The sequence below is a fragment of the Chitinimonas sp. genome, from assembly GCF_041904975.1.
Classification (GTDB): Bacteria; Pseudomonadota; Gammaproteobacteria; order Burkholderiales; family Chitinimonadaceae; genus Chitinimonas.
This window is the reverse complement of record NZ_JAYRLZ010000285.1, coordinates 1-5166: the sequence shown is the minus strand read 5'-3', so window position 1 is coordinate 5166 and position 5166 is coordinate 1. Positions and strand designations below refer to the sequence as shown.

General features: G+C 57.3%; 5 protein-coding genes. All 5 read right to left on the bottom strand.

What is annotated here, in order from left to right:
• The coding region (locus ACE3OH_RS19010) for a DUF1353 domain-containing protein (protein ID WP_374356902.1) at positions 1-392 on the bottom strand (392 nt) is incomplete at its 3' end.
• Positions 393-478: 86 nt separating this feature from the next.
• On the bottom strand, positions 479-2053 hold the full coding sequence (locus ACE3OH_RS19005) for a caspase family protein (RefSeq protein ID WP_374356900.1): 1575 nt from the start codon (positions 2051-2053) through the stop codon (positions 479-481).
• Between the two features lie 229 nt (positions 2054-2282).
• Positions 2283-3062 (bottom strand): M12 family metallopeptidase, encoded by a 780-nt coding sequence (locus ACE3OH_RS19000; protein ID WP_374356898.1) that lies wholly within the window; start codon positions 3060-3062, stop codon positions 2283-2285.
• 51 nt (positions 3063-3113) lie between these two features.
• Positions 3114-4070: a hypothetical protein gene (locus tag ACE3OH_RS18995; protein ID WP_374356896.1), complete on the bottom strand. Its 957-nt coding sequence runs from the start codon at positions 4068-4070 to the stop codon at positions 3114-3116.
• Positions 4071-5141, bottom strand: a complete 1071-nt coding sequence (locus ACE3OH_RS18990; protein WP_374356894.1) for a serine protease — start codon at positions 5139-5141, stop codon at positions 4071-4073.
• Positions 5142-5166: the final 25 nt, after the last annotated feature.

Sequence of the window (5166 nt, the reverse complement as noted above, 5' to 3'; positions counted from 1 at the left end):
TCTTCCATGCAGAGTTTCAAAATCTCGTCCGAGTCTTCTCTCGAAAGGTACTGCTCCCAGTACAGAAAGTCATGGATAACCGCAGCGTAGGAGTACAGCCCATCCGGCCGCAACAGCGACCAGAATGCTCTCGGTATGCTGGCGAAGTCGGTCACAAATCCAACGGGTACCCGTACGGGCATGTATTTGCCCACTTGCCCAGCATTCGGATCCCATCCAACTACACTGGTCAAAAAATACATTGGGTCGGCGAACCTGCCAACATGCAGCGCCCCGTTCGGAGCTTTCTCTGAACCAGGATCACCGCGCTTTGTGTCAGTGATCCACTTTTGCATCCACATGTCCGCTGCTGCGCCATCTGAATAGCTTGAAGCCTTGGTTGGCTGGGACATACAACCAGCTCCGGAGCCGCAGCACGCGGCGATGCAGACACCTCGTATGAAGTCACGTCGATGCATACAAATCTCCTCCCTGCTTCCTAGCGTGGTCTCGGTAAGAAGAGCATCTCACCATCACCCTTCATGCGACCGAGCATCGGAATCTGCTGCGCATTCGTTCGCTCCGCCACTTTGTACTGCACGTAAACGAACAGCTCGCTCAATGTAATGAGCCCGTTGTTGCCGAGTATGTCAGCGCTTCCGCTCAGACCATCCGCCAAGAAGTGCGTGAAGGTACTCATCCCCAAGCCTGGATCGATCTGCGCAACCTGGTTAGCCATTCCTGCCGTCAGCATGAACGCACCTTGAGGCACGGCCAGCTTCGTCAGATTCGGAACGCCGACTGCCTTTCGAACAATGCCGAGGCCAGAGAAACAGCTGTCAACGGCGAAGAGCACTTGGCGCACTCGTTTGCCATCTAGAGCGCGGTCCGCGTGTTCCTGCAACTCATTCAGTCTCACGCATCGCACAGTTGGACTGCGCAACTGGCAGTCTGAGGTGGCTAGGTATCCAGTTGATGGGAGAATCGGATCAGCAAAGCCGTGCGTTGAAAAGTAGACGAAGATGCGGTCGTCTCGGCCAGCAGAATCGACAATCGTATTCAAGGCGGACGTAATGTCTTCGCGCGTAACACGCTCGCGAGTCAGAGTCGTGACTTCGAAGCCGTTCCCGCGGAGGGCGTTAGTCATGGCGGTGACATCCGACATGATCTTCTTCTCATCGAACTGTGGAAAGTTCGCCGCATCCTCGAATTTCCACATGCCAATTACCAATGCCCTGCTCTTGGAGTACACCTCACCAAAGGCGATTGAATCAGCGCCCGCTGGCGCGCTTCCAAATGGAGCCTTTGTCAGCGTCTCCTTTGTCGGTCGAGATACGTGGTCTTTTGGCAACGTGAACTGGAACATTGCGGGAGGTGACTCCAAGACCATGGTTCCGTCCGAATACTTGGCCTGGACGCGAAACTGGTGGACCCCTTTCAGCAGGAACGAGTAGTGAGCCTCTTGTTGCTTTGTCCATGCACCCCAATCGTCGTCCTCAGGATCCAGGCGATATCGATATAGCACGTGTGCGGTGCTCTTCCGAAACTCTGGTCCAACCGACCAATTGAAGACTATGGGCTTATCGCTGAGGCCGCCATCAATTCTTGCCGCGCTGGGCACCCCTCCATTTACCCGGAGGTAGAGCCTGGGCGACTCATCAACCGCGATAGCCACCGCCGACACCTCAAACCGAGCCACGATATTCATGGCTCCCTGATACTGCAGCAGTGCTCTTGAAAGCTCGCGCCGGTCGGCTGAATGCGGAGTGAAGGACTCTTTGTAGCCAGCTCCAGTCTTGAAGGGCGCGTCTCGGAACATTGGAACGCTGCTTAGCAAGATCTTGTACTTGCCAGGGCGCTCAGGTGCCCTAAAGCTTAAGACGTACGGCCTGGCTGCTTGCGCCAGCCCGATCTCACGAGTCGGAGTTCCGGCCAGCACGCCATAGACTTCCCAACTCTCGAGCTGCTGTGTCGTTGGGCTAGGCGAGGCGTCTGCTGGTGCTACCGCCCAAGCCAAGTACGCATACTGATTCGCGCCGTAAACATACTCATTTGCCTGGAAGGAAACTGCCACACCAGCACGCGGCTCCACCCGAGGCCCTCCCTCCGAAAACACAACAGTCTCAGCACGGACGACGACGCCACCAGCAAACGCAGTACTGCACATTGCGACGGCGGCGAACGCAAAGGCAAACCAGAGTCGTGTCGTCCTCAAAGTTACTTCTCCTGCCATTGCTATTGGAGGGCTCGGCGGTCAACGACACCGAGTGTAATGCCTGAGCCGAGCAGATACAACGTCCTCCTTAGGGATGAACCGCTGAGAGCCCTTCGGCTGAGTCGGCCGGGCTACTCGTAAAGGCGATGGGCATGATCGCTGGTGTCGGGTTGCCGGTTGGCGGCGAATCTCGAGTTACTTTGGTGCCGCCTACACTGTCTGCTCGCTGACCGTATACGGTCTGCACGGAGAATATGTCGAGCTCGCTAAGCAGCCCATCGCCTATCCACTTTGGGTTGCAGTAGTTCATGATCGAGTGCAAATCGTATTGCGTGACCAGGAAATCGCCAACGGTCCCCTGCGAATCTCTTTTGCACTCCTCAGGCGCATCGGGCCGATTCTGTTCGTGCGTGAAACCTATTGCATGTCCGAACTCATGTACCGCCACCGCATATACGCAGAACTCAAAGCGAAGGCGGCACGTTGGGGTCCAGCGCTGGAAGGTGAAGTTAAGAACCATCCCGTCCGGCATCCCGTCCAAGTAGCGGCCGATGTTCTTGACGTGCGGGTGTGCTTCCTCAACCCTAATGCGGATCCCTTGGCTTCGCTCTTCGCATTGTGACCACCCGGTAAACTCTAGGGCACTGTGCCGGCTCCAAGTTTCAAGCACGGCCCTTCGAACAACCTCTCTTAGCGAGGCATCTGCCTCTACCGCGTTCTCCCAGCAAACCGGAATGGTTGTCACATTCCACTTGCTCTGCCTGATGATCGTGCCGAAGTCCCGCTCGGTTGCCTTCCCACTTGGAAGCGCCTCCTGGGCCAGCGACGATCTAGGTTCTGCCGAAAGCAGCAGCGCGAGAGCGATCATGGATAGAAGAAGACCTAACCGACTCATCGCTTTTTTGGGTGGCTAAAGCCTTCAACAAGGCGATAGCGATTGGTCGCTTTCGGCAACCATCTCGCGCGCACGTGCTTCCCAATCCTTCAACTGTTCAATGATGTCGCGCAGCGCCGGGTCGGGCGTCGAGCGCTTTGAGAGATTGACGAGCGTCCGGTCCAAGATGCGCGCCCAGCGAAATGCCGAGAAGGGATGCTCGGCGATTCGCTCGCTGAGCATCTGATCCAGTGCCACTAGATTGGGGGCAGCTGAAGGTGGTGCAGGGATCCACAAAGGTGATGTTGCGAGAACTAGCTCAGGACGACCTAGTGCGTCCAAAGTATCAACGGCAAACTGATCAGCCTCGTACTCAAGCTGCCTTCGCACTGCCATTCCTCGAAGAAAGCTACATTGATTCTCTTTGCTGGAAACATCCGGAGGCAATTGAACCGGCAGGTGTTCGTGGTACTGGTGGCCAAGTTCGTGCAAGTATGCGAACGCAATGGTCGAAATCAGTTCTTGCTCGGCAATGCGCTCTGACACGGGGCCAAGCGGAAACCGCGACTTCAGTTCAGCGCACTGGGTACCCGCACGCTCTAGGTAGGTCTCTGGACCGACGGTTGAACCAGTCCGGTCCATGTGCTGCTTGTATTGGTAGATGCAGGTGTAGTCTTCAGCCCTCCGCGCCGTCCTTAACGCGCGGGCGAGATTTATCGAGGTCGCAATGAACAAGTCCGGGATCTCGATCGTTCGACCAGAGAATGTCCTTCGCGAACGTGGCACGTTTCCGCCAGATACCGAAACGTCCAGCATTATAGATGCGTCTAGTTTTCGCACCGTAGCGGGCGACTTGGCCTGTAGATCGGCGCGGAGAAGTGCGACGGTTGAATTGACGGCTTCCGTTCGAGCAGCTTGGGCCTCCCAGCGGTGCTGTTGGCACATGCCCGGCTTGGCGACGACCGCGGCAAGCGCCACGAGCAGCAATGCTCTCGTAGTCACCTAGGTTTCCGGGCGCTGCTCAAGCACCAGGTGGCCCGCCGCCGAGCGCACGACCTGATCCTTAGGGTCACCAATCGCAACGAAATCTGCGCGCGCGCGCCTCCCTGCGTTCTCGACGGTGCACGACGCCTGGACGTTTGCGAGCCTTCGAATTGGCTCGAATGTGCACTTGTCGATAACGTACCCAGTACGTGCTTCAACCGTTCGGCTCTTGGGTGCCAGCCCTTCGTCCCTTTGCCAAGACACGAAGATCGCTTGAGCTACTGTTAGGCGAGACGGGGGATCGATCGGGGCCAGTGGCCCTCCGCCAAGGCCAAAGCTGCCGTCACCGTTCATCGCGACGGCGCGCAGGCAACCTTCATCCTGCTGCTTTCGAAAGATGAAGTCGCCTATCGCGCTTGACCGGATTTTAACTGAGGGGACGAAAGTGCTGATGCCGGCTAGTGGGACTACTTCAGTGCCCTGTCGCCAATCGGTGAGCGCTCCCTTGGCGATTCCCGCCAGGTAGCCGCCTCGAGAGAAGCCAGGACCCCCGCTATTTCCCGGATTGAGCAACGCGCTCGTATCCCACGTGGGCAGCTTTTCGTCAGGTTCCACTGAGAGTACGCCAAGTGAGAGCCGCAGTGGTCTGTCTATCGGATAGCCGAGAAAAAAGAGGTCGGCACCTGGTCGTAGCGCACGCATGTCCGTGATGAGAAAGTACGGACATCCTTGCTCGACAGGGAGGCCAGGTACGCGAAGGAGTGCAAGATCAATGGCTTGGTCGTTGATCTCGACCTGAGCCGAATGTGGCGCTGCACTTCTCGAGCCGAATCGGACATTAATTCGGATCGACTTGTAGTTCGATGCTCGGGCAAACAGGTGAGCGCTCGTGAGGACAAACGGCTGACCTACGCGCAACCCGCTGCCGGCCTGCACCAACTCGCTCGTCCCGTTGTGCAGAGTGCCGACAACCTCGACATGAGCAACCTTGGACTTGTGGGCATCCCAGACGAAGGTGGCGTCGTCGCCGGCTTTGACCAGTGTCGAAACAGCCGCCGTTGTCAGCAGAGCAGTCATCGTGCGGCTCATGGGGAGAACTCGAGGCTACTGCGTT